The sequence below is a fragment of the Pseudovibrio sp. POLY-S9 genome (genome assembly GCF_001431305.1).
In the GTDB taxonomy this organism is placed as follows: domain Bacteria; phylum Pseudomonadota; class Alphaproteobacteria; order Rhizobiales; family Stappiaceae; genus Pseudovibrio.
In genome coordinates this window covers 50,880-77,878 of the sequence record NZ_LCWX01000164.1, presented here as the reverse complement: position 1 = coordinate 77,878, position 26,999 = coordinate 50,880, and the positions used below count along the sequence as shown (strand labels likewise).

Annotated in this window: 29 protein-coding genes, 1 tRNA gene and 1 pseudogene; 16 read left to right on the top strand and 15 right to left on the bottom strand. The window is 52.2% G+C overall.

Going from position 1 to position 26,999, the window contains the following annotated elements; translation table 11 throughout:
• Positions 1-864 carry a DUF3108 domain-containing protein gene (locus PPL9_RS15390; protein ID WP_082596891.1) on the bottom strand — a complete coding sequence of 288 codons (864 nt, stop codon included), beginning with the start codon at positions 862-864 and terminating at the stop codon, positions 1-3.
• 340 nt (positions 865-1,204) lie between these two features.
• On the opposite strand from PPL9_RS15390, the gene rpmB reads away from it, so the two are divergent.
• Both rpmB and PPL9_RS15380 read left to right on the top strand, forming a co-directional pair.
• Positions 1,205-1,492: a 50S ribosomal protein L28 gene (gene rpmB, locus PPL9_RS15385; RefSeq protein WP_057463517.1), complete on the top strand. Its 288-nt coding sequence runs from the start codon at positions 1,205-1,207 to the stop codon at positions 1,490-1,492.
• A 69-nt stretch (positions 1,493-1,561) separates the two neighbouring features.
• Complete coding sequence (locus PPL9_RS15380) at positions 1,562-2,164, top strand: VUT family protein (protein ID WP_057463516.1); 603 nt, start codon at positions 1,562-1,564, stop codon at positions 2,162-2,164.
• Positions 2,165-2,268: 104 nt separating this feature from the next.
• Here the strand turns inward: PPL9_RS15380 and PPL9_RS15375 are convergent, their stop codons facing one another.
• The 4 genes from PPL9_RS15375 to PPL9_RS15360 all read right to left on the bottom strand — a co-directional run bounded on the left by PPL9_RS15375 (position 2,269) and on the right by PPL9_RS15360 (position 6,979).
• Positions 2,269-3,390 carry an esterase-like activity of phytase family protein gene (locus tag PPL9_RS15375; RefSeq protein WP_057463515.1) on the bottom strand — a complete coding sequence of 374 codons (1,122 nt, stop codon included), beginning with the start codon at positions 3,388-3,390 and terminating at the stop codon, positions 2,269-2,271.
• Positions 3,387-5,276, bottom strand: coding sequence for a cobaltochelatase subunit CobT (cobT, locus tag PPL9_RS15370; protein ID WP_057463514.1), 1,890 nt, complete (start codon positions 5,274-5,276; stop codon positions 3,387-3,389). Before cobT ends, PPL9_RS15375 begins: the two co-directional genes overlap by 4 nt.
• Positions 5,277-5,286: 10 nt before the next feature.
• Complete coding sequence (cobS, locus tag PPL9_RS15365) at positions 5,287-6,273, bottom strand: cobaltochelatase subunit CobS (RefSeq protein ID WP_057463513.1); 987 nt, start codon at positions 6,271-6,273, stop codon at positions 5,287-5,289.
• An 85-nt stretch (positions 6,274-6,358) separates the two neighbouring features.
• The gene (locus PPL9_RS15360) at positions 6,359-6,979 is read right to left on the bottom strand and encodes a DnaJ domain-containing protein (protein WP_057463512.1); all 621 of its coding nucleotides are present in this window, start codon (positions 6,977-6,979) and stop codon (positions 6,359-6,361) included.
• A 131-nt stretch (positions 6,980-7,110) separates the two neighbouring features.
• On the opposite strand from PPL9_RS15360, the gene PPL9_RS15355 reads away from it, so the two are divergent.
• On the top strand, positions 7,111-7,374 hold the full coding sequence (locus tag PPL9_RS15355) for a BolA family protein (protein ID WP_057463511.1): 264 nt from the start codon (positions 7,111-7,113) through the stop codon (positions 7,372-7,374).
• Positions 7,375-7,556: 182 nt separating this feature from the next.
• Here the strand turns inward: PPL9_RS15355 and PPL9_RS15350 are convergent, their stop codons facing one another.
• Genes PPL9_RS15350 through PPL9_RS15340 form a run of 3 tightly spaced genes read right to left on the bottom strand, consistent with a single transcriptional unit; the run spans position 7,557 to position 10,596 of the window.
• The gene (locus PPL9_RS15350) at positions 7,557-8,855 is read right to left on the bottom strand and encodes an HlyC/CorC family transporter (RefSeq protein WP_057463510.1); all 1,299 of its coding nucleotides are present in this window, start codon (positions 8,853-8,855) and stop codon (positions 7,557-7,559) included.
• On the bottom strand, positions 8,852-9,976 hold the full coding sequence (aroB, locus tag PPL9_RS15345) for a 3-dehydroquinate synthase (RefSeq protein WP_057463509.1): 1,125 nt from the start codon (positions 9,974-9,976) through the stop codon (positions 8,852-8,854). Before aroB ends, PPL9_RS15350 begins: the two co-directional genes overlap by 4 nt.
• Positions 9,973-10,596, bottom strand: a complete 624-nt coding sequence (locus tag PPL9_RS15340; protein WP_057463564.1) for a shikimate kinase — start codon at positions 10,594-10,596, stop codon at positions 9,973-9,975. Before PPL9_RS15340 ends, aroB begins: the two co-directional genes overlap by 4 nt.
• A gap of 299 nt (positions 10,597-10,895) precedes the next feature.
• Here PPL9_RS15340 and PPL9_RS32805 point away from each other — a divergent pair, with 299 nt between their 5' ends.
• Positions 10,896-11,036 carry a hypothetical protein gene (locus tag PPL9_RS32805; RefSeq protein ID WP_167550253.1) on the top strand — a complete coding sequence of 47 codons (141 nt, stop codon included), beginning with the start codon at positions 10,896-10,898 and terminating at the stop codon, positions 11,034-11,036.
• Positions 11,037-11,043: 7 nt separating this feature from the next.
• On the top strand, positions 11,044-11,967 hold the full coding sequence (locus tag PPL9_RS15335) for a site-specific tyrosine recombinase XerD (RefSeq protein ID WP_057463508.1): 924 nt from the start codon (positions 11,044-11,046) through the stop codon (positions 11,965-11,967).
• A gap of 70 nt (positions 11,968-12,037) precedes the next feature.
• On the opposite strand, the gene PPL9_RS15330 is transcribed toward PPL9_RS15335, so the two are convergent.
• Positions 12,038-12,122 (bottom strand) — tRNA-Leu (locus PPL9_RS15330).
• A gap of 263 nt (positions 12,123-12,385) precedes the next feature.
• Here PPL9_RS15330 and PPL9_RS15325 point away from each other — a divergent pair.
• Positions 12,386-12,964 (top strand): VTT domain-containing protein, encoded by a 579-nt coding sequence (locus PPL9_RS15325; protein ID WP_057463507.1) that lies wholly within the window; start codon positions 12,386-12,388, stop codon positions 12,962-12,964.
• A 113-nt stretch (positions 12,965-13,077) separates the two neighbouring features.
• The gene (locus tag PPL9_RS15320) at positions 13,078-13,605 is read left to right on the top strand and encodes a disulfide bond formation protein B (RefSeq protein ID WP_057463506.1); all 528 of its coding nucleotides are present in this window, start codon (positions 13,078-13,080) and stop codon (positions 13,603-13,605) included.
• Positions 13,606-13,691: 86 nt separating this feature from the next.
• Here PPL9_RS15320 and ppa read toward each other — a convergent pair whose 3' ends face one another.
• Positions 13,692-14,228 carry an inorganic diphosphatase gene (gene ppa / locus PPL9_RS15315; protein WP_057463505.1) on the bottom strand — a complete coding sequence of 179 codons (537 nt, stop codon included), beginning with the start codon at positions 14,226-14,228 and terminating at the stop codon, positions 13,692-13,694.
• Between the two features lie 135 nt (positions 14,229-14,363).
• On the opposite strand from ppa, the gene PPL9_RS15310 reads away from it, so the two are divergent.
• The 3 genes from PPL9_RS15310 to PPL9_RS15300 all read left to right on the top strand — a co-directional run bounded on the left by PPL9_RS15310 (position 14,364) and on the right by PPL9_RS15300 (position 17,221).
• Positions 14,364-14,960, top strand: coding sequence for a hypothetical protein (locus PPL9_RS15310; protein WP_057463504.1), 597 nt, complete (start codon positions 14,364-14,366; stop codon positions 14,958-14,960).
• 470 nt (positions 14,961-15,430) lie between these two features.
• The gene (locus PPL9_RS15305; RefSeq protein WP_057463503.1) at positions 15,431-15,835 is read left to right on the top strand and encodes a DUF2794 domain-containing protein; all 405 of its coding nucleotides are present in this window, start codon (positions 15,431-15,433) and stop codon (positions 15,833-15,835) included.
• Positions 15,836-15,922: 87 nt separating this feature from the next.
• On the top strand, positions 15,923-17,221 hold the full coding sequence (locus tag PPL9_RS15300; RefSeq protein WP_057463502.1) for an ImmA/IrrE family metallo-endopeptidase: 1,299 nt from the start codon (positions 15,923-15,925) through the stop codon (positions 17,219-17,221).
• 127 nt (positions 17,222-17,348) lie between these two features.
• Here PPL9_RS15300 and PPL9_RS15295 read toward each other — a convergent pair whose 3' ends face one another.
• The 4 genes from PPL9_RS15295 to PPL9_RS15280 form a co-directional block, all read right to left on the bottom strand.
• Complete coding sequence (locus PPL9_RS15295) at positions 17,349-18,461, bottom strand: cystathionine gamma-lyase (RefSeq protein ID WP_057463501.1); 1,113 nt, start codon at positions 18,459-18,461, stop codon at positions 17,349-17,351.
• A 232-nt stretch (positions 18,462-18,693) separates the two neighbouring features.
• Positions 18,694-19,974, bottom strand: a complete 1,281-nt coding sequence (locus PPL9_RS15290) for an MFS transporter (protein WP_057463500.1) — start codon at positions 19,972-19,974, stop codon at positions 18,694-18,696.
• A 109-nt stretch (positions 19,975-20,083) separates the two neighbouring features.
• Positions 20,084-20,941 carry a CPBP family intramembrane glutamic endopeptidase gene (locus PPL9_RS15285; RefSeq protein ID WP_057463499.1) on the bottom strand — a complete coding sequence of 286 codons (858 nt, stop codon included), beginning with the start codon at positions 20,939-20,941 and terminating at the stop codon, positions 20,084-20,086.
• 183 nt (positions 20,942-21,124) lie between these two features.
• On the bottom strand, positions 21,125-21,493 hold the full coding sequence (locus PPL9_RS15280; RefSeq protein ID WP_057463498.1) for a group 1 truncated hemoglobin: 369 nt from the start codon (positions 21,491-21,493) through the stop codon (positions 21,125-21,127).
• Positions 21,494-21,863: 370 nt separating this feature from the next.
• On the opposite strand from PPL9_RS15280, the gene PPL9_RS15275 reads away from it, so the two are divergent.
• A complete protein-coding gene (locus PPL9_RS15275) occupies positions 21,864-22,334 on the top strand; it encodes a DM13 domain-containing protein (RefSeq protein ID WP_057463497.1) in 471 nt (156 codons plus the stop codon).
• Between the two features lie 113 nt (positions 22,335-22,447).
• On the top strand, positions 22,448-24,274 hold the full coding sequence (gene recQ, locus PPL9_RS15270) for a DNA helicase RecQ (RefSeq protein ID WP_208989393.1): 1,827 nt from the start codon (positions 22,448-22,450) through the stop codon (positions 24,272-24,274).
• A gap of 77 nt (positions 24,275-24,351) precedes the next feature.
• Here the strand turns inward: recQ and PPL9_RS15265 are convergent, their stop codons facing one another.
• Positions 24,352-25,266 carry a permease gene (locus PPL9_RS15265; protein ID WP_057463495.1) on the bottom strand — a complete coding sequence of 305 codons (915 nt, stop codon included), beginning with the start codon at positions 25,264-25,266 and terminating at the stop codon, positions 24,352-24,354.
• Positions 25,267-25,379: 113 nt separating this feature from the next.
• Between PPL9_RS15265 and PPL9_RS15260 the strand changes: the two genes are divergently transcribed.
• The 4 genes and pseudogenes from PPL9_RS15260 to PPL9_RS34240 form a co-directional block, all read left to right on the top strand.
• Positions 25,380-25,712 (top strand): metalloregulator ArsR/SmtB family transcription factor, encoded by a 333-nt coding sequence (locus PPL9_RS15260; RefSeq protein ID WP_057463494.1) that lies wholly within the window; start codon positions 25,380-25,382, stop codon positions 25,710-25,712.
• Between the two features lie 91 nt (positions 25,713-25,803).
• The gene (locus tag PPL9_RS15255) at positions 25,804-26,298 is read left to right on the top strand and encodes a GAF domain-containing protein (protein ID WP_208986350.1); all 495 of its coding nucleotides are present in this window, start codon (positions 25,804-25,806) and stop codon (positions 26,296-26,298) included.
• Positions 26,299-26,415: 117 nt separating this feature from the next.
• Complete coding sequence (locus tag PPL9_RS15250; protein WP_208980968.1) at positions 26,416-26,844, top strand: hypothetical protein; 429 nt, start codon at positions 26,416-26,418, stop codon at positions 26,842-26,844.
• Positions 26,837-26,999 (top strand): annotated as a pseudogene (locus PPL9_RS34240) (HlyD family secretion protein); the annotation flags it as partial. The gene PPL9_RS15250 and the pseudogene PPL9_RS34240, both read left to right, overlap by 8 nt.

Below are 26,999 nucleotides of genomic sequence, written 5' to 3'. Positions count from 1 at the left end.
CTATCTGGAAGCTGTTTTTTTGCGAAGTCCTGACGTTTGCGGCATATTGAGTTCTGCTGCTTCCAGGACAAGTGTACCTGTCGATGTCGGAATGGAGACCTTGTAAGGAATAAGAATACGGGTGTTTCCGATCGGTGCGAGCCATGTTTCAATGTTTGCGTTTTTGGCCAGATACTGAACAGCCTTTTTCTCTGGACGATGTCCAGCAACAGGCTCCCAGCGTGCGGAACAGACGACAACCGGACCGTTGTAGCCTTTGCCTGAGACTTCACGCACTTCTTTGAACTTCATATTGATATTGAAGCGCGCCCAGCCATCGTAGATTGGAAGTTTGCGATTACATACTGATGGATCAAGCACTTTTGAGCGGGACGGTGCGCGTACAATCGCTGCACTTAACGGGTCCATCGCATTGAGCTTGTGCTTGCCAGTGACCTTAACGCGGGTCTTGGACGGTTTGTATTTTGGAGTGACCTGGGTTGTGCGGACATGGCCAGACCCCTGACCTAGATTGACATAGAAGTCTCGGTTGGATGCACGCGAGGCCATGGTGTAGGTGCTTGGAAGGACTTTTGCGCCTTTCATCCACCCGGTCGCGTGTGCGCCGCCTTTGCCTGTGGAGAAGAGGGTTCCAATGCCAGCTGGCTCCATACCCACTTTTGCGGAATAGGCGTTCTCTCTGAGGATAAGCGATAAGGAGCCTTTTGCCACAGTGAAGCCTGCATAAGAAATATTGTAGACACCGCCTAGGCGCTCTGTTTTCCCCAGAGCAGCTGTGGATAGCGTGCTAAATGAAAGTGCTGCGACGGCTATTACGCTCGATTTGCCAAGAAAATTGCAAACCTTAGAAACTGTTACTCGCACGATACTGTACCTCCGCAGCCGCAGACATTCGCGCCTGACAGCCTGAGAACTCAGGAAACTGAACAAAAAATTCAAACTCATTGAAATATGAAACTACCTAAACATGGTAACACGGTGGTTAAGAGATGTGAGTTTGTTCGAGTTTTGATTGAAAAATGGGCTTCGAACAGGCAAATAGGCAGCAAAGCCTTGACGAATTCTGCTGTACTAATTATAGCAAGCCAACTTTTCCGTACAGGGCCGGAGGTGGTTCCGCGTGACCGTGGTGTCCGCGACCTGCCGGTTTTAACAGAATGCGCCCAAAAATGAGGGCGCCTACAAATTATAAAGGGTGACCCTCATGGCACGCCGCTGCGAACTTACCGGTAAAGACGTGATGACCGGCAACAACGTGTCTCACGCAAAAAACAGGAGCCGTCGTCGGTTCTTGCCAAACCTTTGCAATGTTTCCCTGATGAGTGAGACTCTCGGCGAAACTTACAAACTGCGTATCTCTGCACACGCTCTGCGTTCTGTTGAGCACCGCGGTGGTTTGGACGCATTCTTGGCGAAAGCAGTTGAAGCTGAGCTTTCTCCTAAAGCGCGTTTGCTGAAGACCGAAATCAAGCGTCGTCAGGCAGCTGCTTAATCACATCATTCTTGAAAGGGATTGAACGTGACTAAGTCGAATACCGCTCGACCACTGGCTCTTGCTATTATGGCAATGACCACAGTGGTCGTTGCTTCGAATTACCTTGTTCAATTCCCTGTTCAGGGAATGTTCGGGGCTGTTAATCTGGCAGACCTGCTTACTTGGGGTGCATTCACTTATCCAGTGGCATTCCTTGTAACTGATTTGATTAACCGACAGTTTGGTCCTGCTGCTGCACGCAAAGTCGTGTACGCTGGCTTTGCTGTTGCAGTTGCTCTTTCTATTGTTTTGGCAACACCACGCATCGCAATTGCGTCAGGAAGTGCATTCCTGATTGCTCAGTTGTTGGACGTGACTGTGTTCCATCGTCTTCGTGATGGTCGTTGGTGGAAGGCGCCTGTCGTCTCTTCTACACTCGGCACCATGCTCGATACCGCGCTGTTCTTTAGCCTTGCTTTTGCTACACAGTTTGCGTTCTTGGGTTATCACGATGCGTTTGCGGTAGAAGTTGCACCATTGTTTGGTGTGTTTGCTCTGGAAGTTCCTCGTTGGGTTTCCTGGGCGATTGGTGACTTCAGCGTAAAGATCATCGTTGCGATGAGCATGCTTGTTCCATACCGCATCGCATTGGGAGTAATCGGCGCGGTACCTGCTTCGCAGCGCGGATAATCTGTTCGTTTGAAAAGAATTTTAAAAGGCATCGGATTTGGTTCCGGTGCCTTTTTTTGTTTTTGAGACTGAATGTGGGTGCAGCTCACAAAGACAGTTGTCGTTTACCGAGGCTTCGGTTTTGGCGCTGGGACGATCTTTGCCTCTTTGGGTGCGCGAACGAATGGCTCTCTGAAAGGTTCGTTGTCCGTCAGGATAAAGCGCAGCAGCAAGGTGCGCTGTAGGAATGAGCGGTTATCATCTGACATGAGGGACAGGACTGTCTCTCCAAAAGCGTTCATGTGAACGCTCAGAGCTTCCATATTATCAATCTGATAACTGAAATCAGCGGTCAGGAGCGTTTTGCCTGTATGGAGATGGTCTGGCCGCAGGTTGGAGCCATCCAACTGCCTGATGCGCATCCCAAGGCCTTCTGAGAGGTTGAACAAACGCTCCAGGATCAAGAGATCGCCATTGGGAAGGAAGGCAGCATCCGTAACATCGTAGTTGCCTTGTTTTCCTATCCAGAATTTCCCCGGGCGCGGGCCGCCGATGATCCACGCTGGCCTGTTGTGCTTCAGAGACTTCCCGCGTTCGGCGATCGTTATGATCGCGCCGGAGAGTGGAGAATTGGGAGGGGCAACGGCAACAGATTCAAGGCTCTTGTTCTTTGCCAAGCCTCTGATCTCTTTGGGAATCAACAGGTGCTTGGCGCGTTCTTCGCCTGTTTTCAGGTTAAGCGGGTATGTCATGATCCCGCCTTTTCCTTCATGGCTGACGAAAATGCGAGGTGTGTTGGCTGAGCCGCCAATGCTCAGACCTTCTGTGTCGGCCCTGTAGGTGCGTTTGAGATTTCTGCCCTTGCTATCCAGCAGGGTTGCGGTTTCCGCGCCCAGCAGCTTGAGAGGCTTTCCTCGGCTGGTCTGGGATAGTTCGCCGCGCAGCCAGTGGCCGCGATCTGAGACAGCAATGATGTCTGAGCCACTGTTGAGCGTCAGCAAGCCGGAATAGCCGCCGAAGCGACCGTTTGAGCTGCTTAGTTCCAGGCCGCCAAGAAACATGAGGGGGCCGTATTGCTCTGCTCGGGTACCAGAGAACTTGAAGCGGTTGATTTCCTTGGAGCGGACTTTCATTGGCTGAAAGCCGCTCTGCTGTGCGGTGCTCTCGCTGAAAGGCAAAGAAGCAGCGACTGCGGTTGTTACCGCTGCCGCTGCTCCTGTTAGCAAAATGCGTCGTGTTAATTTCATCGGCGTCCGTGACGTCTACCGCGATCCTGACCGCTGTTTTCATCAAACAAATCAGCAAGCTGATCAGTCATCGCGCCAGCCAGTTCTTCTGCATCCACGATTGTCACTGCACGTTTATAGTAGCGGGTCACGTCGTGGCCGATACCAATTGCGATCAGCTCGACCGGCGATCTGTTTTCGATCTCAGCAATCACGCTGCGCAGATGTTTCTCCAGATAATTGCCTGGGTTCACTGAAAGTGTGCAGTCATCTACCGGCGCACCATCGGAGATCATCATCAGGATGCGGCGGCGTTCCGGACGTGCAAGCAAACGCTTGTGTGCCCAGTCTAAAGCCTCTCCGTCGATGTTTTCCTTAAGCAAGCCTTCGCGCATCATCAGGCCGAGATTGCGTTTGGCGCGGCGCCAAGGGGCATCTGCGGATTTGTAGATGATGTGGCGTAGATCGTTCAAACGTCCCGGATTAGACGGTTTGCCATCCTTGAGCCAAGCTTCACGAGATTGGCCGCCTTTCCACGCTTTGGTGGTAAATCCGAGGATCTCCACCTTCACGCCGCAACGCTCAAGTGTACGTGCCAGAATGTCGGCACATGTGGCTGCCACGGTGATCGGACGACCGCGCATGGAGCCGGAATTGTCGATCACCAGAGTGACTACGGTATCGCGGAATTCGGTGTCGTTTTCCCATTTGAACGCAAGCGGCTGCAGTGGATCTATGACCACGCGATGGAGGCGGGCACTATCGATGATGCCTTCTTCCAGATCGAAGTCCCATGACCGGCTTTGCTGCGCCATCAGCTTTCGCTGCAGGCGGTTGGCTAGTCGGGACACCGCACCAGACAGAGAGGCCAGCTGCTTATCGAGGAAGCCGCGGAGACGATCCAGCTCTTCCTGATCGCAGAGGTCTTCTGCTGCAATGATCTCGTCGAAAGCTTGTGTGAAGATGTGATAGGCATCAGCAGACGGCTGATTGCTGAAGGGATGATCCCGGCGTTCCTGTTCGCCCGGCTCTTCAGCCTGATCGGACATATCCTCTTCGGACATATCCTGCATCTCGCTGTCGACGCCTTCGGTTTCGCCGCTTTCCTGCTCTTCGCCGGAAAGTTCCATCTCTTCAGGAGCGCCTTCTTGCTCACCCTGATCTTCCTGCATGTCACCAGAGTTATCAGAGCGATCATCCTGGTCCTGCTGGCTTTCGTCGTTGTTCTCGTCGTCGTCCTCTGGTTCTTCTCCCAGCTCATCAGCCATATCGAGTGAGGTGAGAAGATCACGCATCTGCTTGGCGAACGCGATCTGGTCATCCATACGGGTGACGAGTTTGTTCAGATCATGATCAGCTTTTTCTTCAACGAAGGGTCTCCAGAGGTCCACCATGCGCTGTGCACTTTTGGGGATCTCGCGGCCCGTCAGACGTTCGCGTACTAACAAAGCGATGGCATCCTGCATCGGAGCTTCGTCTTTGGTGGTGACTTCTGCGAAGTTGGCTTTGAAGTAACGATCCTCAAGCATGGCGTCGATGTTGTCGCCAGCGCCTGGCATACGGACGGCACCGAGAGCTTCAACGCGGGCTTGTTCGACCGAGTTGAAGATAGCGCGTGCGTTTTCGCCTTGAGGAATGTGCTTGGTGTGAACAGCTGGATCATGACAAGCAAGGCGCAGAGCCATGGAGTCACCCAAACCGCGAGTAACGGCGACTTCTTCCTTTGTCATCGTGCGGGAAGGTTCCGGCAGACGGATGCGTCCGCTGGTCATTCCCGGTTTATCCGGTGAAAAAACAACCTCCAGCTCAGGCTCGCCGGCGATGGCTCTGACTGTAGAGCCCATCGCTTGCTTGAATGGCTGGCTGGCAGGTTTGTTCTTGGCTGAGGAGTTGCTAGTACCTGCCATGTAACTGCCCTTAACTCATGACGATGTTTGCCGCTGATTCAGGAAGGTCTTCCCCGAAACAACGCTGGTAGAACTCAGAGACCAGCGCTTGCTCGGTATCGTCACACTTGTTCAGGAAGGTCAGGCGGAATGAGAAACCGATATCGCCAAAGATTTCAGCGTTTTCTGACCATGTGATCACCGTACGTGGGCTCATCACAGTGGAGAGCTCGCCGTTCATGAAAGCGCTACGGGTCATGTCTGCGACACGAACCATCTTGGAGACGATAGAGCGACCTTCTGCGCCACTGTAGTGTGGAGACTTCGCCAGAACGATCTCGACCTCATTGTCATGAGGCAGATAGTTCAGCGTGGTGACGATAGACCAGCGGTCCATCTGGCCCTGGTTGATCTGCTGCGTACCATGGTAGAGGCCGGATGTATCGCCAAGACCGACGGTGTTCGCGGTTGCGAACAGGCGGAATGCCGGGTGTGGATTGATCACGCGGTTCTGATCGAGGAGGGTCAAGCGCCCGGAAACCTCAAGAACACGCTGGATCACGAACATCACGTCTGGACGGCCTGCGTCGTACTCATCGAAGACAAGCGCGACATTGTTTTGAAGGGCCCAAGGAAGGATGCCGTCCTTGAACTCGGTGACGGTGTGGCCGTCTTTCACAACAATTGCATCTTTACCAACAAGGTCGATACGAGAGATGTGGCTGTCGAGGTTTACGCGCACACAAGGCCAGTTCAGGCGGGCTGCGACTTGCTCGATGTGAGTTGATTTACCTGTCCCGTGGTAGCCGGAGACCATCACACGGCGGTTCTTTGCGAAACCTGCCAGGATTGCGAGAGTTGTTGCGCGATCAAACAGATAGTCTGGATCGATATCAGGAACATGTTCGTTTGCTTCAGCGAAGGCTTGCACTTCCATGTCGCTGTCGATGCCAAATACTTCACGTACAGAAATTGTTTCGGTCGGTAGGGTTTGAGCGGTTTGCATCGTATCTATCATTTTTCCTCCGCGGCCCCACGTCGAAATCGGGGTAATGAAAATCTAAAAAATTCTAAGAGATCCAGGAACTGGTCAAACGTATGACCTAGCAATAACCGGATTTCTTGAGCACGTTGTAGGCCTGAATAATCTCGCGCAAGCGGTCTTCCGAAGAGCGGTCGCCACCATTGGCATCAGGGTGATGAATCTTTACCAGCTCTTTATAGCGAGTTTTTATCTCGGCGCCACGGGCGGTTACCCGAAGGTTCAATGTTTCAAATGACCTTTTCTCAAGTGCCAGCACCTTACGTTGCGGTTCCTGAGGTTGGCTGCGTGCTCCGGTGGCGCCAGCGAAGATGTTGTGCGGGTCGTTGACGTCTTCGCCACCGATGTTTGTACGGCTTCCATCGCGGGCATTCGCGGCGTCTGCCTGCGAGTTTACGCCCATTTTCCAGGTGGGGCGATGTCCTGTCATGCTATCGCGCTGGTAGCTGCGAACACTGTCATCGTCCATGCCGGAAAAATAATTATACGATTTGTTGTAGGCCTTTACGTGGTCTACGCAAAAATGAAAGTACTGGCCTTCCCGATCGCGACCTTTCGGTGCTTTATGGGTGCCGGGCTGGTCGCAACCGTCCCATTCGCACTTTGGGCCTTTTGAGCTTGTGGTGCGTTCTTTGCCGGGTTTTACGCGAATGCTGTCGAAAATGGAGGATGCTTGCTTCATTTTTCGGTTTTCAGTTGCCTTGCGATTGGGTTAGCACCTGCCATAAAGCAGGTAGCCGACATAAATAGAAAAAAGTGACCCTGTTAGGCAAGGCCTTGACGACGGTTTCCTACGTGAGAGATATAGAAAACATGAGCACAAGAGACATCATGATCACTAAACTGGAAGCCGCGTTTAAGCCGCAGCTTCTTGAAGTCACCGACGAATCCGAGAGTCACCGCGGTCACGGCGGCTGGCGCGAGGGTGGGCAAACCCACTTCCGGATCAAGATCATATCCACAGCCTTTGAGGGTATGTCCCGCGTCGCTATGCATCGTGCAGTAAACGAATGCGTGGCTGAAGAGATCGCCGGAGGCATTCACGCGCTTGCCATTGAAGCCAAATCTCACACGTAATTGGTTCTTACAGTAATTGGTACATTGGCACAGCTAAATCAATGCGGCAAATGGCTAGTACGTTGCAGGCGCTCGTGTTTTACCCGTTTGCGTTGTTATGTGCGTTGATTTGAGCGTTTTCCGATAATTTTGCGTTCTTTAAGGGACTGCAGAAAAGGAAATGGGCCCGGCTGGGCCCATTTTTATTTGCTGGCTTTTTTCGCATCCTGAAGCGGGCTGAGCGCCATCATGCGCAAGCGCGTGATGCGGTTCTTTTCCCGGCTCAGGACTGTGAAGCGGAATCCGTGGAAGGTGAAGATCTGACGTTCCTCGGGGATCATTTTTGCTTCGTGAATAACGAGACCGGCGATGGTTGTCGCTTCGTCGTCTGGCAGGTTCCAATCGGTCGCTCTGTTGAGGTCGCGAATCGGAACTGAGCCTTCGACGATCACGGAACCGTCTGCCTGTGGTTTGAGGCCGGGCAGTTCGATGTCGTGTTCGTCTGCGATCTCACCGACGATCTCTTCCAGAATGTCTTCCAGCGTGACGAGGCCCATCACTTCGCCGTACTCGTCTACCACGAGAGCAAAGTGGGTTTTGCGCTTCAGGAAGGCGTTGAGCTGGTTCTGAAGGCTGGTGGTGTCCGGTACGAACCAAAGCGGGCTCATAACCTTATCCAGCTCGAACTTCTCCATATCGCCTTTGAGGTTTGCGATTGCGCGCAGAACATCCTTGGCGTGGAGCAGGCCGACCATATTGTCGGGATCATCACGCCATAGCGGAATACGGGTGAACGGGCTGGCCAGCACTTCTTCCACCAGCTCTTCCGGTGGCAGGTCGGCATTGAGTGCGAACAGCTTGGTGCGATGAACCATCACGTCAGACACTTCAAGCTCAACCAGATCCAGCAGGCCGCCAATACGGTCTTTATCCGCTTTGATCAGACCGCCTTCTTTATGCTGAAGGTCCAGTGTGCCGCGCAGCTCTTCGTGTGCTGACAGGACGGCTGTGGAATCATCAATGCGAATGCCGAAGATGCGCAGGACGAGGCGTACAATTACCTCGATGGCGGCAACGATCGGTCCAAAGACAATCACCAGCACGCGAACAACAGGTGCAACGCTGAGTGCGAATTTTTCTGCGTTTGCGATCGCCCATGTTTTTGGCAGCACTTCAGAGAAGATCAGGACCAGAAGAGTCATGACCAGCGTTGCGTAGGCGACGCCTGCGTCTCCGAAGAGCTTCAGGAACAAGGATGTTGCGAGTGCAGAGGCCAGAATGTTGACAAGGTTGTTGCCGAGCAGCAGTGCGCCGATGAGGCGCTCTCTGAACTCGATCAGTCTTGCAACAATAAGCGCTCTTTTATTACCGGATTTGACCAGCGCATGCATACGGGCGCGTGATGCTGCTGTCAGGGCAGTCTCCGACCCGGAAAAAAAGCCCGAAAGAACGAGCAAAATTACAATAGCGACAACGGAAGCCCAGAAAGCGTAGTCCGTCATTTGCCGAGTTTCTCCTCAAGAAACGCGCGGAGGGGTTCCGCGCTTACAGTTTTATCGACATAGGAAGTGCCGATGCCTTTTGTAAGGATAAAAGTGAGCTGACCACGACTTACTTTTTTGTCCTGTGCAATCAAGTCCATAAAAGTGTCGATTGGTGGCAGCTGACCGGGGATCTGATCAATACGCGTTGGCAGGCCGACGGCTTCCAAATGCGTGATGACACGTTTGGTGTCTTCCGCCGGGCACAGGCCAAGTTGCTCAGAAAACTCATGGGCTAATACCATGCCGATGGAAACGCCTTCTCCGTGCACCAGTCGTTCAGTCTCATAGGCAACAGCACCTTCCAGCGAATGGCCGAAGGTGTGACCGAGATTGAGCAGTGCGCGGTTGCCTGATTCCAGCTCGTCTGCAGCAACAACAGCTGCTTTGGCGCGACAGGAATGGGCGACTGCGTGTTCTCGTTCAGGCCCGCCAGCGAAGATACCTTCCCAATTGGCTTCCAGCCATTCGAAGAAGTCCGGATCATTGATCAGGCCGTATTTGGCAACTTCTGCATAGCCAGCGCGGAAATCACGCGGGCTGAGCGTATCCAGAACGGATGTATCTGCCAGTACCAAAGCAGGCTGATGAAACACACCGAGCAGGTTTTTGCCATGGCGGGAGTTGATGCCGGTTTTGCCGCCGACAGAGCTGTCGACCTGAGCGAGCAGGGTGGTCGGGATCTGAACGAACTTCATGCCACGGCGAACGACACCGGAGACGAAACCGGAAAGATCGCCAACAACGCCGCCACCTAAGGCGACAACAGCATCGCCGCGCTCGAGGCGCAGGGCGAGAATATCATCGCAGAGGCGCTCGAAGATTTCGAACCGTTTGGTTTTTTCGCCTGCAGGCACGACAAGTGTGCTGAACTCAACACCTGCGGACTGGAAACTTTCTTCCAGTGCCTTCAAGTGGAGTTTCTTGACGGTCTCATCTGTGATGATGACTGTTTTGGCACCTGGGAGGCGGGTGGAGACTTCTTCTCCAGCGCGTTTGATCAGGTTGCGGCCAATGAGGATTGGATAGCTACGGTCGCCCAGGTCAACATTGACGAGCGTGGCGTTATTTTCTTCTGTCACTTTCCAACCTCGTTATTTTCAGATGCCTCATCAGAGAGAGGCGGTAGTCCTTTTTCCAGAGCGATCAGGATTTCTTCCATAACTGCTTCATGGGTCACATCACGCGACCAGATTGCCATGTCCGCTTCTTCATAGATCGGATAGCGCTCATCCATCAGCTTTTGCATGGTTGCCTCAGGATCCGCAGTTTGCAGCAATGGCCGGGTAGGGCGCTTGCGCACGCGGGTCATGATGACAGACAGCTCAGCCTTCATCCAGATGGAGATGCCCTTTTCCTTGATGCGGGAGCGTGTCTCTTCATTGATGAAGGCACCGCCACCTGTTGCGAGGACTTGTGGTCCTTCGTCTAACAGGCGTGCAATGACACGCTTTTCACCTTGCCGGAAATAGCTTTCACCGTGTTCAGCGAATATCTCTGAGATAGAACGATCTGCTGCTTTTTCAATCTCTGAGTCTGCATCAATAAAATTGAGAGCGAGATATTGAGCCAAACGGCGACCTACTGTGGATTTGCCACAGCCCATAATGCCAACAAGTACAATTGGCTTAGTGCCGAGGCGCTTCAAAATATCTTGCTGTCGTTGACGTTTTTTGTCTGACTTTGTGTCGTTTGCAGTCACGCCACGCCCTCGCCGATTCATCTACTCTTACTTACGCTTTGACATTATCACACCTTGTCCTGTCAAGGTTCTAGACCAAGAGTGTTTGCCAGCATTTAACTGCTAATTTTCTACAGAAACCGTAGGTGCCCCTTCACAGGCCTGGAGGATATCGCAAAATACGCGGTACACTGGGTGCCTTCGGGTTGAACCTTCACAGTGAAACGGTCTATTTTTGATTGTGAAGTATACTGCTACACCCCACCATCTGCGGGTGATTTAGGGGTATCCAGATTTATACGGGAGCATCCGGTTCTGCCATGCCAACATTGATGCGATTGCTGTCTATCATAGGTTTGATCGTTACTGGCGCTGTGCTGAGCATGTATCTGCTTGTCAGCTACGTTGAGCCGGAGCCACGTGAAATTATCGTCGAAATCCAAAAGGAAGGCTTCGAATAGGCTTTTTATGCGTCGAACTCTTGAGACTGAACGCTTTTTTGAAATGTTAAGCGTTGAGCGCGTCAGTGCGTTCAATACGTTGGAAAGCTACCGAACTGACCTGGAAGATTTTGATAGTTTCCTGAGTACGCAAGGTGTGGATCTGCTTGCTGTGCAGGTCACGGATGTCCGTGCCTACCTCTCTGACCTTACTGACCGCGGGTTTGCGGCCTCCTCTCAGGCGCGGCGTCTTTCGGCTCTTCGGCAGTTCTACCAGTTCTGTTATGCCGAGGATATTCGTGATGATGATCCAACCCGAACCGTTGCTTCTCCGCGTAAAGCCTCAACTCTTCCCGGTGTGTTGAGTGAGGAAGAGGTGGATCGGTTGATCGGCAAAGCAGAGCAGTTGGCTACTATCACGCATGATAGTGATGCAAAGCAGATCAGAGCTGCGCGTGTCTATACATTGCTGGAAGTGCTTTATGCGACGGGTCTGCGTGTTTCCGAACTTGTTTCCCTACCAGTGTCAGCGGCTATTCGTGACAGCCGTCTTATCACCGTGAAAGGAAAGGGCGGTAAGGAACGGGCTGTTCCGCTGTCTCCCCGCTCACAGAAGGCCATGGTTGAGTATGTGCGGCTGCGTGCATCTTTAGGGGCTTATGCGGACAGTGTTTGGCTGTTTCCCTCTCACGGTGAGAGCGGGCACTTTACGCGTCAGGCATTTGGGCGGGACTTGAAAGCGCTTGCGTTGGAAGCGGATATTGACCGCAACAAGGTTTCTCCGCACGTGCTCCGCCATGCCTTCGCCTCGCACCTGTTGCAGAACGGCGCTGACCTGCGCGTGGTGCAACAACTGCTTGGGCATGCGGACATCTCAACAACGCAGATTTATACCCACGTGTTGGAAGAGCGCCTGCAGAAGCTGGTAGAAGACCATCACCCGCTGGCGTGAGCTTCGCAGAGAGCTCAAGACGCATGTGTGGCGTTGGATAAAAGCGCTTAAATTTTGGGGAAGAGAAGAGTGGTGCCCCCGGCCAGACTCGAACTGGCACTTCCGAAGAAACCGGATTTTGAATCCGGCGCGTCTACCAGTTCCGCCACGGGGGCAACGGTTGGTAAGGGCGGAATATATCGAGATGGGGTGCGACGTCAATATTTTGATTCAGCTAACCACAGCATTTGTCAGCCTATACTTATATATATTTACGGGGGATAAGGGTGGTGAGGTCATATTTCCGGCCATAATCCTGTGATTGCTGCTGATGATTGAGGTAGGACTCCAGCGTGGGGCTGTTATTGAATGTTACCGCATTGCGAAATGAACCATATTCTTTGCTTGAATGAATGATTGTTTGGAGCATCGCTGACTTATGTTGCGTCGCCTTTATGACTGGACACTTTCCCTTGCTGCGGGACCACGTGCACCCCATGCGCTGAGCGCTGTCGCCTTTGTGGAAAGCTCTGTCTTTCCGCTTCCGCCTGACCTGCTTCTCATCCCGATGTGTGTGAGCAAACGTCAGCGATCCTGGTTTTATGCCGCGCTGTGTACTGTGGCTTCTGTTCTGGGTGGTTTGCTGGGGTATCTCATTGGTGCCGTCTTGTTTGAGGAAGTGGCGAAACCGATCCTCGCGTTTTACGGTTACATGGATAAGTTTGACCAGTTTAAGCAAATCTTTGAGGACTGGGGCTGGTGGTTTGTGTTTATCGCTGGTTTGACGCCATTTCCGTACAAAGTAATAACTATTGCGAGTGGTGTTTTTGCTCTGAATCTCCCAGTATTCATTGCGGCGAGCATCGTCTCTCGTGGAATTCGGTTTTTTGCGGTCGCAGGGCTTTTGTACCTGTTTGGACCAGCAATTCGGGATTTCATCGAAAAGCGGCTGGGGCTGGTGTTCACTGTGTTTGTGGTGCTGCTGGTTGGTGGTTTCGCTCTGATCAAGTTTCTTTAAAGCGGCTGTCGTTTCTTTGAGAATGGGACAGTTGCTTTAATCTGTTTTGTGGCGCGTGTTCTTTGGAGTGCTGGTTTGGAGCCTCGGGAATGCGCAGGAGAGGTTAACTGGAAATGCTAGGACGCTTTTTTGCGCTGCTTCTGAAAGATCCGCTCACCTCTGGTGCTGCGCTGGTGACACTGGGTAGTGCCACAGCGTTGGCAACCGCTTGGGGTTTTGAGCTTATTGGTGGTTTCAAGCCATGCCCGCTGTGTCTCATTCAGCGTAATCCGTACTACGCTGGTCTGGTGCTGGGTATTCTGGCGCTGATCTTTACCCGGACCGAGAAGCTGCGCTGGGTTTCTGTGCTGGCACTGCTGGGTGCGGCTGGTGGTTTTCTGTATGGCGGCGGTGTTGGCATCTATCAGGCTGGCGCAGAGTGGGAACTCTGGCTTGGGCCGAATGATTGTGCCGCTGGTGGCAGCATGGAGCTGGGATCTGCTTCCAACATGCTGCAGAGCCTTGCGACAACCAAGGTTGTGAGCTGCTCCGTTGCACAGTTCCGCATCTTTGGTCTTTCGTTTGCCGGATTGAATGCGATTTATGCCACAGTGATGGTCTTCATTACGCTGTGCGGTCTGGTGCTTCCTCGCAAGAGCTGAGGTTTCAGCGCTTTGTTTTGATATGAAAAAAGCCCGGGGCTCTACGCAGCTCCGGGCTTTTTTGTGTCAGTCACAAAGAGAAGGGGTTAGCCTTCTTCTTTGTTGTAACGTTCGATGCTTTCTACGATGAGACGCTTTGCTTCGTCCGCACCGTGAATGCCGGTGATCTTCACCCATTTGTTTGGCTCAAGATCTTTGTAGTGCTCGAAGAAGTGCTCAATCTGCTTGATGGTGATTTCAGGCAGGTCTTCGATGTTGTGTACGGATTCGTAACGACGGGTCAGCTTGCTGCTTGGGACGGCAATGATTTTCTCATCCTGACCGGACTCGTCTTCCATGACCAGAACGCCGATCGGACGGCAGCTCATGACGGCGCCTGGAACGATTGGGCGCTGGTTCACAACAACTACGTCGATTGGATCGCCATCACCGCAGAGGGTGTGTGGAACGAAGCCGTAGTTGCCTGGGTAACGCATAGGGGTGTAGAGGAAGCGATCGACGTACATTGCGCCGGATTCTTTTTCCATCTCGTATTTGATCGGCTCACCGCCAACTGGAACTTCAATAATGACATTGACGTCCTCAGGTGGGTTCTTACCGACAGGAATACGATCGATACGCATTTATGTATACTCCAATTTCATTTGCTGCCTGTATTACAGGGGCATCGGCCTGTTGCAAGATATATTTCGCAGTCGAGCTTGCGTAATTCGTTCAAGTAATTCCTGACGAATAACTCTGGGATAAGTGGGTGCTTAATGTTGAAGAATCTTCAGTTCCTCATTGTTGCCATGACCGGAATTTTTATGTGCAGTCAGGCTTCGGCTGAGAGTGTTTATTCCAAGCTGGACTTAAAGGAGACCTGCGTAATTGCGCGCATTGGGGAATCTAGCTTCGGCTCTCTTGCATGGAAATGTCGAGGGTACAAGGATATACCGGTATATGTGGCTGTACATGATCTGAAATACTTCGTTAGTTTTGGCGACATGGCGGAGGAGGAGCCAGCCGTTAGTCAAAGTTTGGGCTCTTGGAGTTCACTTGACACGACGATTGAGTGGGTACTGAAGGATGGTGAGCCAATAGCGACCATCTTGCGATGGGCTATAGGTATGCCTGCTGATGTTGCTGGGGATGTGAAAGCGGATGCTGATGGGTATTATCGCGGGCAGGTGCTGGTGATCACTCAGCTGGGACAGGGTAAGACCTGTCACATCGGCTACGTGGATGCGCGTGCGACCAAGAATGCCAATAAGCTGGCGCGGGATGCTGCGGGGCTTTTGGCCGGAATATGGGATTGTACCAGCCAACCGAAACTACTTGGGGGTGGTGGCCTGTCCCTTGGTCTCACTGATTAAGAGCCAACGGTTTATCGCAGCGATAAGTTGTAGGGGGAAGCGGTTCGGTTCTCCTTCAGCACTGTGACGAGTGGGTCAACGGGGGGTAGGGGTGAGAGTCTTCACCACAGCTCCACAGAACCGAACCTGCTTGGGCAACAACGATAATTTGGCTGGCATTCGTGGCTCCTCAATGACCCAATTGGGGCGAAATAGAGAAACTACTGTGACAATTTTAGCGTGTACTCTGAATTCTCAAGGGTCCTTTGCCGGGCAGCAAAAGGAGGTTCTCTTGCGTTCTTTCAGGCTTTGCCGCAGGATGGACGGATTATGTGGTAAAATGGGGTTGCCGATGGTTTAGCGTGCGTTGCGGATTTTCAAATTCACGCTGCGTGCTCAACCAGATTGCCTCGGCGCATCCACGATGCGAGAGCCGATATTCTGCTTTCTCCGGGATGCCCAACCACAGGATCTGAACGCAGGAGGCCTTCATGAGTGAAGGGGATGATATTGCAATAGTGTCCGGGAGCGTTCGCTCTCTTGATGGTGGCGCCAACAGCGCAGCCGTTCAACAAAAACCGAACCTCCCGAAACCGATAGTTGCTTTTCATCGAACGGAACTCGATCAGATCCTCAGGCTGTACGGACGCATGGTTGCCAGCGGCGAGTGGCGTGATTACGCCATCGGCCACGGAACAGACAAGGCGATTTTTGCCATTTTCCGCCGTGCCAGCGAAATGCCGCTCTACCGTATTGAAAAAGACCCCAAGCTTGCCCGTAAACAAGGCGCCTACTGCGTCGTTGGCACCGGCGGCATGATCCTCAAACGCGGCCACGACCTAGCCAACGTGCTGAAGGTGCTTGAGAAGAAGAAGCACCTGCGCGTGGTGGAGTGAGGATCGCAAAGTTTTGAAAAACTGAACTTGCTCGAACCATCCGCAATTGAAATATTGCTCACATAAATTGCTTAGAGTAGGTGGCAGATGACGAGTTCTGTAGAAAAAGGCGACAAACTCGAAGACGATTTCTATCGGTATCTTCTTGACCAGAAAGATAAGAGGGAGTTGGTTTATGGTTTAAACCATCCCGAGCTTTGTGAGATTTTCAAAAAGAAGTCTTATCCGTGTAGTGATCGCGGAGAAGATGTCGAGTTTGACGTTGTTATAGAGCTTCGTGGAGAGGGAAGAGTTGAGCCGCACATGTATATAGTTTTTGAATGCAAAAACTATAAAAGCTCTGTCCCAGAGCTTTATGTTAGAGACTTCTCAGATAAGTTATCAACTGTGTTTGGGCATTCAGCTAAAGGAATTCTCGTTTCATCGTCTCGCTTGCAATCGGGAGCAGAAAAGATCGCCAGAAAACGGAAAATGGGGATCGCAAAGTACGATAAGCATGGGATTGAAATTGTTGCTGATCGTAAAGGACGTTCTTGGACCGACAAAAGTTATTTAAAGTCACAAATCTTCAAAGATGCACGTCACACTAAGTCTTTGAAATTTTCAGCATATCACGACGGAAAGTATTTTAGTTCATTCAGCCAACTTCTGAGTTTCTTAGACTCCGATCAAGAAGTTGATGGTGATCACGTAATTGCTAATTCGGGGATATCGGTTCCTTACCTCTCTGATGAAGCAATTAAGGCTTCTACCAAGGCTGTTTTGGAGCGGTGTGAGCATGTGGGAGGAGCGGTTGACCTCGCCAAAATTTGCGAAAGGTTATCCATCGATCTTTCACTTACTGAACGAAATATAAGAGATGAGACCGGCAGTCCGATCTTAGGCTCTGCGAACTTCGACCGAAAAACAATTGAGATCAACTTTCATGAGAATGAAAGACAGAAACGATTTACTATCGGCCATGAGCTAGGACATTTCTGTTTGGACCATGGTCGTTTTCTCCGCTCAGAAAGCATCATCGCTAACGATCTACTACTAGATAAAGTGTCAGATGATAGTTTTCGCTACGAACGACTTGAATTTCAGGCAAACAAGTTTGCAGCAGAACTACTTCTTCCAGAGAGTGAATTTAAAACTAAAACTGAAGAACTACGACGACATATCGATATAAGAGACAGGGGGCACGGCTACATTTATGTAGACGATCAGCCAACAAATCTGCGGGATTATTTGCTGCTCTTATCGGGTTTAGAAGCGTATTTTGAGGTTTCAAAAAGTGCCATCGAAATTCGATTTAAGAAGCTAGGTATGCTGGCGGATAGAAGGACAAATCCGGAGAGCACTAGGATTTCGAGTTACCTGACTTCTAACGGATGCGATGCCTAGAGCAAGAGACCTTTTGGAGGTTCCTTCGCTGCCGTTTTCGGCTACTCGTTTGACAGCGAAGGATAGATGACATTTGGACAGCAAAAGGCTTATCCGTGATGGGTACCAGCCTCATTTCAGTTGTCTCTTAAGAGACCTGCTCCAGGGCTTCTGAAAAGGCCTGCCAAAGCTCTTCCACCGGCTCACATCCCACGGATAAGCGGATGAAGGCGGGATCTACTGCGTCTCCCCAGCGGGCGCGGCGTTCTGCTGAGCTGTGAACGCCGCCAAATGAGGTGGCAGGGCGCAAGAGGGTGCATGAATTGATGAACTGTTCAGCCTGGGCTTCTGTTTCAAGCGTGAGGGAGATCAGGAACCCAAACCGTGTTTGCTGTGCTTTGGCCAATGCGTGGGCTGGGTCCGTTTCCAAACCCGGAAAACGAATAGACTTTATGGCTGGATGATTTGCAAAACGCTCTGCGAGCAGAGCTGCAGACGTACACATCCGATCATAGCGCACATCCAGCGTCTCGAGGCCTCGATGCAACAGCCATGCTTCTTGCGGGCCGGGGATGCAGCCGGAAAACTTTCGCCACTCTTCAACAGCCTTTAGGATCTCAGCGTTTCGGCTGGCGACATGACCCATCAGGGCGTCGGAATGGCCTGCCATGGATTTAGTGTCTGAGGAGACGACAAGGTCTACACCAAAATCTAATGGACGCTGACCAAGTGGTGTCAGGGTTGTGTTGTCGCAAATTGTGATACCACCTGCGGCGCGTACAGCAGACGCAATTGCTGTTAGATCCAGCAGGTCGAGGCCCGGATTTGAGGGTGTTTCCAGAAACACAACGTTAAAGCCATCAAAGCCGCCCGTGGTAAACTCAGCGGTGTCGCGCTCAACGACTTCAACGCCGAACTTAGCCAGAAACTGGCTGGAGAGGATGCGGGTTACATAATACCCATCTGCCGGGACCAGTAGCCGATCTCCCGCTTTGAGCGTTGCGAAAAGAGCCGCAGAAATTGCAGCCATTCCGGACGGAAAGCAAAGGCAAGGCGCTGCTTCGAGATGAGCGAGCGCATGTTCAAGCTGGGTCCATGTCGGGTTGCTGACACGACCATAGTTTGGGAAATCCTCCGGTAACCCTGGAAGATGGTACATTGAGCTTTGTACCAGAGGTAACGCAATCGGTTCACCCTTAGACAGGTTCTGACCACGTAGATGCAGGAACTCGCCCATGTTTGGTGAAGTGCGTTGTGTCATGCGGAATCTCCCATTGGATCGTATCAGCGCGCGCTCCGCACTGAGATGTTGTTTATGCTGGCCTTTATGAGGGGGGCTCAACGGTCATTACAGTGATGGTAATGTACGCGTAACGGAGATGTCTATCTTCCTATCAAATAGGAGAAAGTATCCTTTTGATGAGCAGCGTATTTTCAGCTTAACACATTACTTTTTGCATTAGAGGGCTCGCTTAAACACGAGGTGCTGAACGTTATGCCAAAGCGTTTTGCAGCCGTGTTGTGGCGATCAGTTTGGGCAGACGCCAGATGATTGGGAGGGAGATGAGGACTGCAATGAGGATGTAGTAGACGGGGGCGTAGTCCTTGCCGGTCTGGGTTACCAGATATGTGGCGACGATTGGGGTGGTGCCGCCGAAGAGGGCCATGCTTAGATTGTATCCGAGCGCGACAACGCTGCAGCGCAGGTGGTCCGGTGCCATTAGGGTGAGGGCTGTGATGGAGAGCGCCCACCCGACTGTGCTTGTTAAGGTGAGACCGAACTGCCCAAGAAAAACGGATGTGATGTCCTCCTGGAGCATAAGCCACCAGCAGGGGCCTGCGAGGATGAAGGTTGCCAATGCCCCAGCGAGAAAAGCTGGCCGTAACCCAAACCGGTCCGCAGCTAGTCCGCAAACCGGAATAAACAGAGCCATGACAATCAGGTTGAGTGTTGTGACATTGAGAGCCGTGGATGCGCCAAAGCCTGGCTCCGCGCTTAAATACGAGACTGCATAGACGTAAATTACAAAGTAAATCACAGCGGTTGGAATGAGCAGCAAAATCATTTGCCCGATCAAACCAGAATGATCCCGCAGGCTTTGCCAGACAGGTGATGAGTTATCTGCTGGGTCTTCGTCCAGCACTGTATCGGTGATGTTTCGCCTGATGACTGCGCTGAAAATTGCGACCAGCGTGCCGAAACCAAAAGCCAGACGCCATCCCCAATCCGCCATCTGTTCGGCAGAAAGAAGGAGGCTGATGCCGGCTGGAACAGCCGAGCCGACGAGGCAGCCGGATATCATGGCGCATGCAATCCATGCTCCTGTTAATGCCCGGCGTTCCGGCTCTGCTTGTTCCACCAGGAGGACGCCAGAGGCTGTGTATTCTCCGGCCACGGCAATGCCCTGAACAATCCTCACCAAGACCAGAAGTATGGCTGCGGCGATCTCAATTTGATCATATGTGGGTAGCACGGCAATCGCGAGAGAGCCTCCGCCCATCAGCAGGACGGAGATCATCATGGCCGTCTTTCGGCCCACACGGTCTCCAATATGGCCAAAGATTACACTGCCGATAGGGCGCGCTGCATATCCGACAGCCAGCACAGCGAATGCGGAAAGCAGTGAAGCTACTCTGTTTTCTAGCGGGAAAAACTGGGTGGCAATTGTCGCTGTGAGGAAGCTGTAAACGGTGAAGTCGTACCATTCCAGAACGTTTCCACTCGTTGCAGCGATGATTGAACGTGGTGTTAGCCTCGTTTGCGATCTGGACATTCAGCCACCCTTTGTTCCGAGAGCTCGAGGCCTTGAAGTGCGAGCACGTTACAGAGCAATGATTAGCAGCATTCTCTTACGGAAAAGGTATCGTGGATGGTTGCCTGCCTTACTTCGCCAACATGGGGTAGGTGAAGAAGAGGATATGGGTGAGGTTAACGAGGAAGTGAACGCCTATGGCGGCTTCTACACGACCTGATTTCCAGAAGGTGGCGCCGTAGAACAGCCCGGCGACGAAGGCAAAGGCTGCATAAGGCAGGCCTCCATCCAGATGGTAGTAGGCGAAGTGGAGTGAGGAGATCACGAGTGCCGCGGTGCCTGCCCAAAAACTGCGACCGAGCTTTTCCATCAGCTGGCCCATGATGAACTGGCGAAAGAAGACCTCTTCTGCCACGCAGGTGAACAGCAGGTTCGCAAAGATCCAGATTGGTAAGAAGGGCACCAGTTTTGGGTCGAACACCACCAGCCCTGCGGCGTAGGTTGCGCCGATCAAGACTGCCGCTGCCGGAATGAAGAACAGCAGTGTTATACGCAGGCTGCGGAGCCAGTCTTTGGCTGTGCGGATGCGGGGTGCCGCGAAAAGAAACAGCAGGAAGCCCAGAGCTGCCTTATCGAAATTGAGGTAAAGCGAGTATGGCACAGCATCCGGGCTGGTTTTTGCACCAGACAGGACCTGAAGATTGTGAAAGCCGGGAGCTTCATGCGTCATCACCAGATGCCCTGCCAGTAACAGCAGACCAACCATCACGTAATAAAGCCAGACAGGGTGCTTTTGCTGGAAGAGGACCGCACAGACCACAGCCCAGCTGAGAACGAGCAGGAGTCCGGTTGCATTCAATACGCCTGCGGTGACTGCAAGGACCAGCGAGAGAGCGAATAAGGTGAGCGGCACCCATCGCTGTGTGATGAGCGGGACGCTTGCAATAGCTAACCCGAGACTAAGATAGGCACTCAATGAAAGCGGCATGATGAAACTTTGTGGGTGTCGCAATGGGCAGAAAAATGAACTCTCTGAAACTGTGAGGTAAAGCTGCCGCTAAGTCAAATGTGCAATGGTTGGGTTGCGCGGAAGGAAGCATCACCCGGCCTGAACTAAGCGGCCAGATACCGGGGGATGCGCGTTTAAATGCTCTGGAAAATAATCAGGGAGTTAAACCAGAATTTCCTCTTTCAGGCTGCTGACGAAACCAACGGTGTCGTTGAACTCAGTTTCTGGCAGGCTGAAAGCTTCCAGAGTGGCTTTCAGGTGGGCTAAAAATACGTCCCAATCTGCTTCGGTGATGCCCATGCCAGTGTGTGTGATCACCATGTCGCGGCCTGTGTAATACAAAGGTCCGCCGGCGCTGTTTGCCAGATAATCAATCAGGAGCTGCTTTTCTCTGGCGATCCCATCATCACCGCGGTTCTGCCAGAAGCGTCCGAGCAGCTCATCGCTCTGTAGGCGTGGGAGGAGGTTGTTGACGACTGCAGAAATCGCGTCATAGCCGCCGAGGCGTTCGTATAAAGTTTTTTCGCTCATAATTCAGACCTTTTGTCCTGGGGGTTAAAGGGCTGAGGCTAAACAGCATTTAGGTAAATCTACTTGATGAATGTTAAGTCTGCATATTTCATGGATAAACAGGCTAAGGTCACTCATTTGGTTAGAGTAGATAGTGTTAACCTATTGAAAATAAAGATGTTTTGTGTGTGAAAGAAGGGTGTTTTGAGGTGATATGAGCACCGATTAGGAAACAGTGGGCTCTTCACGGTATTTCACAGTGTTTTGAGATTTTGGGATTGATTACAATGAGGTAGCTTTGTTGCCATCCTCATACGTGGTTGCTAGACACTTTGATGTGATCGCTTTTATGATCATAATGATTTTGACCTTGTAAACCGAGAGAACTCCTATGATCCGTTTTGTTGCATTGCTCGTTTCGCACACCATAGTGCTTGTTGTTGGCTTTGCGCTTGGGATCTACTTCCTGCCTATCCTGACTGCACCGGATTCTCCTGAGACGGCCGTACTGGAGCAGAAAGCTCAAAACGCGCAGTACACTGCGGAGTTCAGCCGCGACCAGCGTGGCAGTGACTTCCTGCATTGGGGTGAGGGCAAGGTGAGTATCTCTCCAGAGATGATCGTTCATCAGGGTCGTCTTGCACCGGGGCCGGATTATAAGGTTTACCTCACCACCGAGTTCGTTGAACACGAAGATGAGTTCCTGCCGATTAAAGACAACTCGGTCCTGATCGGCGACGTCAAAACCTTCGACGGTTTCCTGCTGAATGTGCCTGAGGGCGTTGATATTGAGACCTACAACACCGTGCTGGTGTGGTGTGAAACCTTTGGCGAGTTTATTTCTGCTGCGCAGTATCGGTGATCGGCTGCTCGAAGTTTATGTGCCCGAGTGGCAGATAAACCTTGCGCACTTGGGGCAGACGGGTAGACGTTAGGAAACGCCCTTCAAATCCCTTTAGGTAAGTGCTGCTGCTCATGACACTCACGCAAGATATTGTTGCCTCGCCACATGATGTTCTGAAAAAAGTATTTGGCTATGACGCGTTTCGTGGCAATCAGCAGGTTGTGATTGATAGCGTAATGGCTGGTGAGAGCTGCTGTGTGGTGATGCCGACGGGGGCGGGTAAGTCGCTGTGTTATCAGGTGCCTGCCTTGTGTCGTCGTGGGGTGGGCATTGTTGTTTCTCCGCTGATTGCATTGATGCAGGATCAGATTGCGACATTGCGAGAGCTTGGCGTGCGGGCGACGTCTATCAACTCCGCGCTTTCTCGTGAGGACATTCAGGCTGCTTATCGGGATTTACGGGCTGGGGAGCTAGATCTGCTGTATGTGGCGCCGGAACGGTTGGTGCGGCCTGAGTTTGTTGGTTTGCTGGAAGAGCTGAACCAGCGTGGGCTGATCGCGCTGCTGGCGATTGATGAAGCGCACTGTATCAGCCAATGGGGCCATGACTTCCGCCCTGAGTACCGAGAGCTGACCAATGTACGGGCGAAGCTTGAGGGTGTGCCTTGTTTGGCAGTGACCGCAACGGCGGATGAACCGACGCGGAAGGACATTCAAGAGCGTCTCGATCTACCGCGCCTGATTTCCTCCGGGTTTGACCGGCCTAACATCACCTACACCGTGGGCATCAAGAGTAATCCGAAGCAGCAGTTGCGGCGTTTCCTGAAAGATCGGCCAGCTGGCGAAAGTGGCATCATCTACTGCCTGTCGCGCAAGAAGGTGGAGGAGACGGCTGCTTGGCTGGTTGATGAGGGCTTTGATGCGCTGCCTTATCATGCGGGTTTCGATAGTTCCGTACGTGAGGCCAATCAGGATCGCTTCATCAAGGAAGAAGGCATGATCATGGTGGCCACTGTCGCGTTTGGGATGGGCATTGATAAGCCCAACGTGCGGTTTGTGGCGCATTTGGATCTTCCCAAGAACATTGAGGCTTATTATCAGGAGACGGGCCGCGCTGGGCGTGATGGCCTGCCGTCTGAGGCGTGGCTGGTCTATGGCATGCAGGATGTTGTGTTCCTGAACCAGATGATTGACCGAAGTGAAGCGCCAGAGAGCCAGAAACAGATTGAGCGGCAGAAGCTGCGGTCTTTCCTCGCTTACTGTGAGACAGCGACCTGTCGGCGCTCTGTTCTGCTGCGCTACTTCGGGGATGAGTGCGAACCGTGTGGCAACTGCGATACCTGCTTGAACCCGCCGAAGACTATGGACGGCACCATTGCCGCGCAGAAGCTGCTCTCTTGCATCTTGCGCACGGGGCAGAGCTTTGGGGCGAACTACGTGATTGATGTTCTGCTTGGTAATGCGAGTGAGCGGATCATCTCACGTGGGCATGACCAGTTGTCGACGTTCAACATTGGTGGTGAGTTCGACAAGATCAAGTGGAACGCGATTGCTCGGCAGCTGCTGGCTGCTGGTTTGATCTACGCTGATCATGATGCTCATGGAGCTTTGAAGATGACGGCTCTGGGCATGGAGTTCTTGAAGGAACGCCGGACTATTGAGCTGAAGGTGGATCAGCTTGCCAACTCTGCGAAGATGGAGCGCCGGACTAAGACGCCAGCTAGGGCTCAGATTGAAGATATCGCGGACCAAGAGCTGTTTGAGAAACTTCGAGCGCGGCGGATGGAACTGGCGCGAGAGCGAAACGTGCCGCCATATGTGATCTTCAACGATAAGACCCTGATTGAAATGGCCGTTGAACGTCCTCAGCGGCTTGAAGAGATGCTGGAGATTTCTGGTGTTGGTGAGTCCAAACTGGAACGGTTTGGCCCTGACTTCCTGGAGATCATCCGCGATTAGAAAAAACAAACCCCACTAACCTAATTGTTAGTAGGGTCTGATCTGCGTGAGTTGCAGGGTTTTTGAGGTTTCTAGGGTCAAAAGATCAGCGAATAGAGTACGCCTGCGCTGACGGCCATTCCGAGGATGACGACGAGGAAGGCGGCGATCATCTGGTTTTTGAAGAGGGATTTCAGCAAGATTACCTCTGTCAGGCTGGCACCTGCGCTGCCGATGATGAGGGCCATGATTGCACCCAGTCCCATGCCTTTGCCTGCAAGTGCTGCGGTGAGCGGGATCACGGCTTCTGCTCTGATGTAGAGCGGGATGCCGATAATGGCGGCCACAGGGATTGCGAGTGGATTGTTTTCACCTGCCCATGAGGACACCAGATCTGTTGGTATGAAGCCATAAATCATTGAGCCGATGGCGATGCCGCCGATCAGGTATGGCAGGACTTTTTTGAAGTCTGCCCATGTTGAGTTCCATACCCTTGCCCACTTGTTTTGAACTGGCGCGCTTCCGCCGCAGCTGCTGCTGCATGAAGAGGTGGATGGGGCCGCGTAGGCTTCTGGCTTCACAAACCTCTCGAAGCCAAGCTTTTCAAGCGTGTAACCTGCGATGATGGAGACCGCCAATGCGATGGTGAAGTAGAACACTGTGACACCCAGACCGAAAGTCACCGCGAACAAGCCGATGATAATCGGGTTAAGCAGTGGGCTGGCAAACAGGAACACCATCATGGTGCCAAAGCCAGCACGGGCACGGAGCAGGCCTTTCAGGAACGGGATGGTGGAGCAGGAGCAGAATGGGGTGATGACGCCAAGCGCTGCTGCTGTGACATAGCCTTTGCCGTTTTGACTGCTGAGGATCTTCTGCACGCGGCTTGGCGGAATGTATTCCTGCAAGATGCCGACGAAGTAACTGATCGCCAGAAAGAGGATCGTCAGTTCCACAGCAAGCACTGCGAACATTTCCAGGCTGCTTATGAGCATTTCAGAGGACAGTGACATTGGGTATGATCCTTATTACGATATTTCCGGATTTGTCAAAATAATAGAATAATAGGTTTTCATGTCAAGATATTTCTAGTAATGTCGAAATATAGAAAATTCTGGTGAATGAAATGGATATCGAAAAAACTGCTAAGGCCTTGAAAGAACTTGGACATGTAACGCGTCTTGCAATTTATAAGCGGCTTGTGAAAGCTGGCTATAAAGGCCTGGCGGTGGGTACATTGCAGGAAGAACTGGAGATTCCAGGCTCAACACTGTCGCATCATCTGTCTGGTTTGGCCTCTGCAGGCTTGATCAAACAGCGGCGCGAGGGGCGGGTGCTTTACTGTGTTGCTCAGTTTGAGCAGTTGGATGAAGTTTTGCAGTTTTTGCGAGCCGAGTGCTGTATCGACGACAAGTTCTATACGGACGACAATGATCTCAAAGAGCTGAAGCGTGGCTGATCTTTGAAGGAGGCTTAGTTGAGTTTCTCTGACTTGATGGTCAGCACGGAGGAGTTACAGTATCTGCATTTCACATTTGCAGGTATTTGAAGTGGTTGATCAGATTGAGTTTGTGCAGGCTGTAACGGAGAGTTCCAGCTTGCAGGAAGCGGCGCAGAAAGCGGGCGTGTTGTTCTCCAAGTTTCCCGGATACAAGCTGTTTACGCTTACGGTGACGCATCCTGACGGGAGCCATGTGGTGCGGTTGTTTTCCAGCGCGGAAGGCTCTTATGGCACCTCTGGCACCAAGCCGATTGAAAAAGAAGGTGGCTGGTATGAGCGCGTGCTTGTGCAGCAGAAGCCGTTTCTTGGGTACACCATTGAAGATGTGAAGGACTACTTTCCCGACCATGAGAAGATCGCGGCCATGGGGCTTGGCGCAACGTTGAACTTGCCCGTTGTGGTGTCAGGCGAGGTGATTGGCACGGTGAATCTGCTGGATGCGGACCATGCCTACACGGAAGCAGATGCGGAGAAGAGCTTTGCGTTGTCGCAGGCGCTGGCGCCACTCTTTTTGAAGGCGCGGGAAGAGCTGGCTGCGGTTTGATTTCAATTCATCTGTTTTCGCTTAGTGGGCCTTTACCTTAAGGCTCGAAACCTTCCATTTTCGCCGAGTTTCTCCCGATTTGTTTCTCTCAGGGTAACCATGAATGGGGCATGAAAGATGCTCCATTCCGTCCGCGTTCTGCGCTGGCACCATGCAACCCCTGAGAGACGAGCGGTACAGGCTATGGCTTCTGGTGGCGAACATGAGCAATTCGCTGGGCATCTTCCTATCTTCATCACTGCACCGGGCAGTACAGATGTTTTGATGGTGGTCACCATCTTCATCGCCATTGGTGCGGTGTTGCTGGCGGGTGTCTTTTACTTTTCCCTGCATGCCCTGCCAGAGAAGATGGCACACAAGTATGGGCGGTCGCATATGCAGATCGTGGCCTTACTGGCGGTGTTGGCGTTGTTTACGCACAACAACTACTTCTGGATTGCAGCGCTGTTGCTGGCTGCGATTAACCTGCCGGATTATGAGACACCGCTTAACACCATCGCCAACTCTTTGCGCAAGACGATAAAGGGGAAGAAACAGAATGATTGAGTTTCTTCTTTGCTCGCTTGTGACGATCCTGCCGGACTATCTGTTTCGTCGCTATAAGCAGGGTAAGCGGATCGGGCACGAGATTACGTTTTTTACGGTGTGGTATGAACTGCGCTGGGGGATTACCGGGGCGCTGATGCTGACCATTGCGCTGA

Coding starts and splice junctions, on each gene's coding strand:
- PPL9_RS15265 (WP_057463495.1), bottom strand. CDS start 25,266: ATGTCACTGTCCTCTGAAATGCTCATAAGCAGCCTGGAAATGTTCGCA.
- PPL9_RS32805 (WP_167550253.1), top strand. CDS start 10,896: ATGCCAACATTGATGCGATTGCTGTCTATCATAGGTTTGATCGTTACT.
- PPL9_RS15350 (WP_057463510.1), bottom strand. CDS start 8,855: ATGACGGACTACGCTTTCTGGGCTTCCGTTGTCGCTATTGTAATTTTG.
- PPL9_RS15360 (WP_057463512.1), bottom strand. CDS start 6,979: ATGAAGCAAGCATCCTCCATTTTCGACAGCATTCGCGTAAAACCCGGC.
- PPL9_RS15310 (WP_057463504.1), top strand. CDS start 14,364: ATGTTGAAGAATCTTCAGTTCCTCATTGTTGCCATGACCGGAATTTTT.
- PPL9_RS15320 (WP_057463506.1), top strand. CDS start 13,078: ATGCTAGGACGCTTTTTTGCGCTGCTTCTGAAAGATCCGCTCACCTCT.
- PPL9_RS15300 (WP_057463502.1), top strand. CDS start 15,923: ATGACGAGTTCTGTAGAAAAAGGCGACAAACTCGAAGACGATTTCTAT.
- PPL9_RS15250 (WP_208980968.1), top strand. CDS start 26,416: ATGCTCCATTCCGTCCGCGTTCTGCGCTGGCACCATGCAACCCCTGAG.
- PPL9_RS15280 (WP_057463498.1), bottom strand. CDS start 21,493: ATGAGCGAAAAAACTTTATACGAACGCCTCGGCGGCTATGACGCGATT.
- cobS (WP_057463513.1), bottom strand. CDS start 6,273: ATGATAGATACGATGCAAACCGCTCAAACCCTACCGACCGAAACAATT.
- PPL9_RS15375 (WP_057463515.1), bottom strand. CDS start 3,390: ATGAAATTAACACGACGCATTTTGCTAACAGGAGCAGCGGCAGCGGTA.
- PPL9_RS15380 (WP_057463516.1), top strand. CDS start 1,562: ATGGCAATGACCACAGTGGTCGTTGCTTCGAATTACCTTGTTCAATTC.
- PPL9_RS15260 (WP_057463494.1), top strand. CDS start 25,380: ATGGATATCGAAAAAACTGCTAAGGCCTTGAAAGAACTTGGACATGTA.
- PPL9_RS15355 (WP_057463511.1), top strand. CDS start 7,111: ATGAGCACAAGAGACATCATGATCACTAAACTGGAAGCCGCGTTTAAG.
- PPL9_RS15295 (WP_057463501.1), bottom strand. CDS start 18,461: ATGACACAACGCACTTCACCAAACATGGGCGAGTTCCTGCATCTACGT.
- PPL9_RS15285 (WP_057463499.1), bottom strand. CDS start 20,941: ATGCCGCTTTCATTGAGTGCCTATCTTAGTCTCGGGTTAGCTATTGCA.
- PPL9_RS15325 (WP_057463507.1), top strand. CDS start 12,386: ATGTTGCGTCGCCTTTATGACTGGACACTTTCCCTTGCTGCGGGACCA.
- PPL9_RS15290 (WP_057463500.1), bottom strand. CDS start 19,974: ATGTCCAGATCGCAAACGAGGCTAACACCACGTTCAATCATCGCTGCA.
- PPL9_RS15275 (WP_057463497.1), top strand. CDS start 21,864: ATGATCCGTTTTGTTGCATTGCTCGTTTCGCACACCATAGTGCTTGTT.
- PPL9_RS15305 (WP_057463503.1), top strand. CDS start 15,431: ATGAGTGAAGGGGATGATATTGCAATAGTGTCCGGGAGCGTTCGCTCT.
- cobT (WP_057463514.1), bottom strand. CDS start 5,276: ATGGCAGGTACTAGCAACTCCTCAGCCAAGAACAAACCTGCCAGCCAG.
- PPL9_RS15335 (WP_057463508.1), top strand. CDS start 11,044: ATGCGTCGAACTCTTGAGACTGAACGCTTTTTTGAAATGTTAAGCGTT.
- recQ (WP_208989393.1), top strand. CDS start 22,448: ATGACACTCACGCAAGATATTGTTGCCTCGCCACATGATGTTCTGAAA.
- rpmB (WP_057463517.1), top strand. CDS start 1,205: ATGGCACGCCGCTGCGAACTTACCGGTAAAGACGTGATGACCGGCAAC.
- ppa (WP_057463505.1), bottom strand. CDS start 14,228: ATGCGTATCGATCGTATTCCTGTCGGTAAGAACCCACCTGAGGACGTC.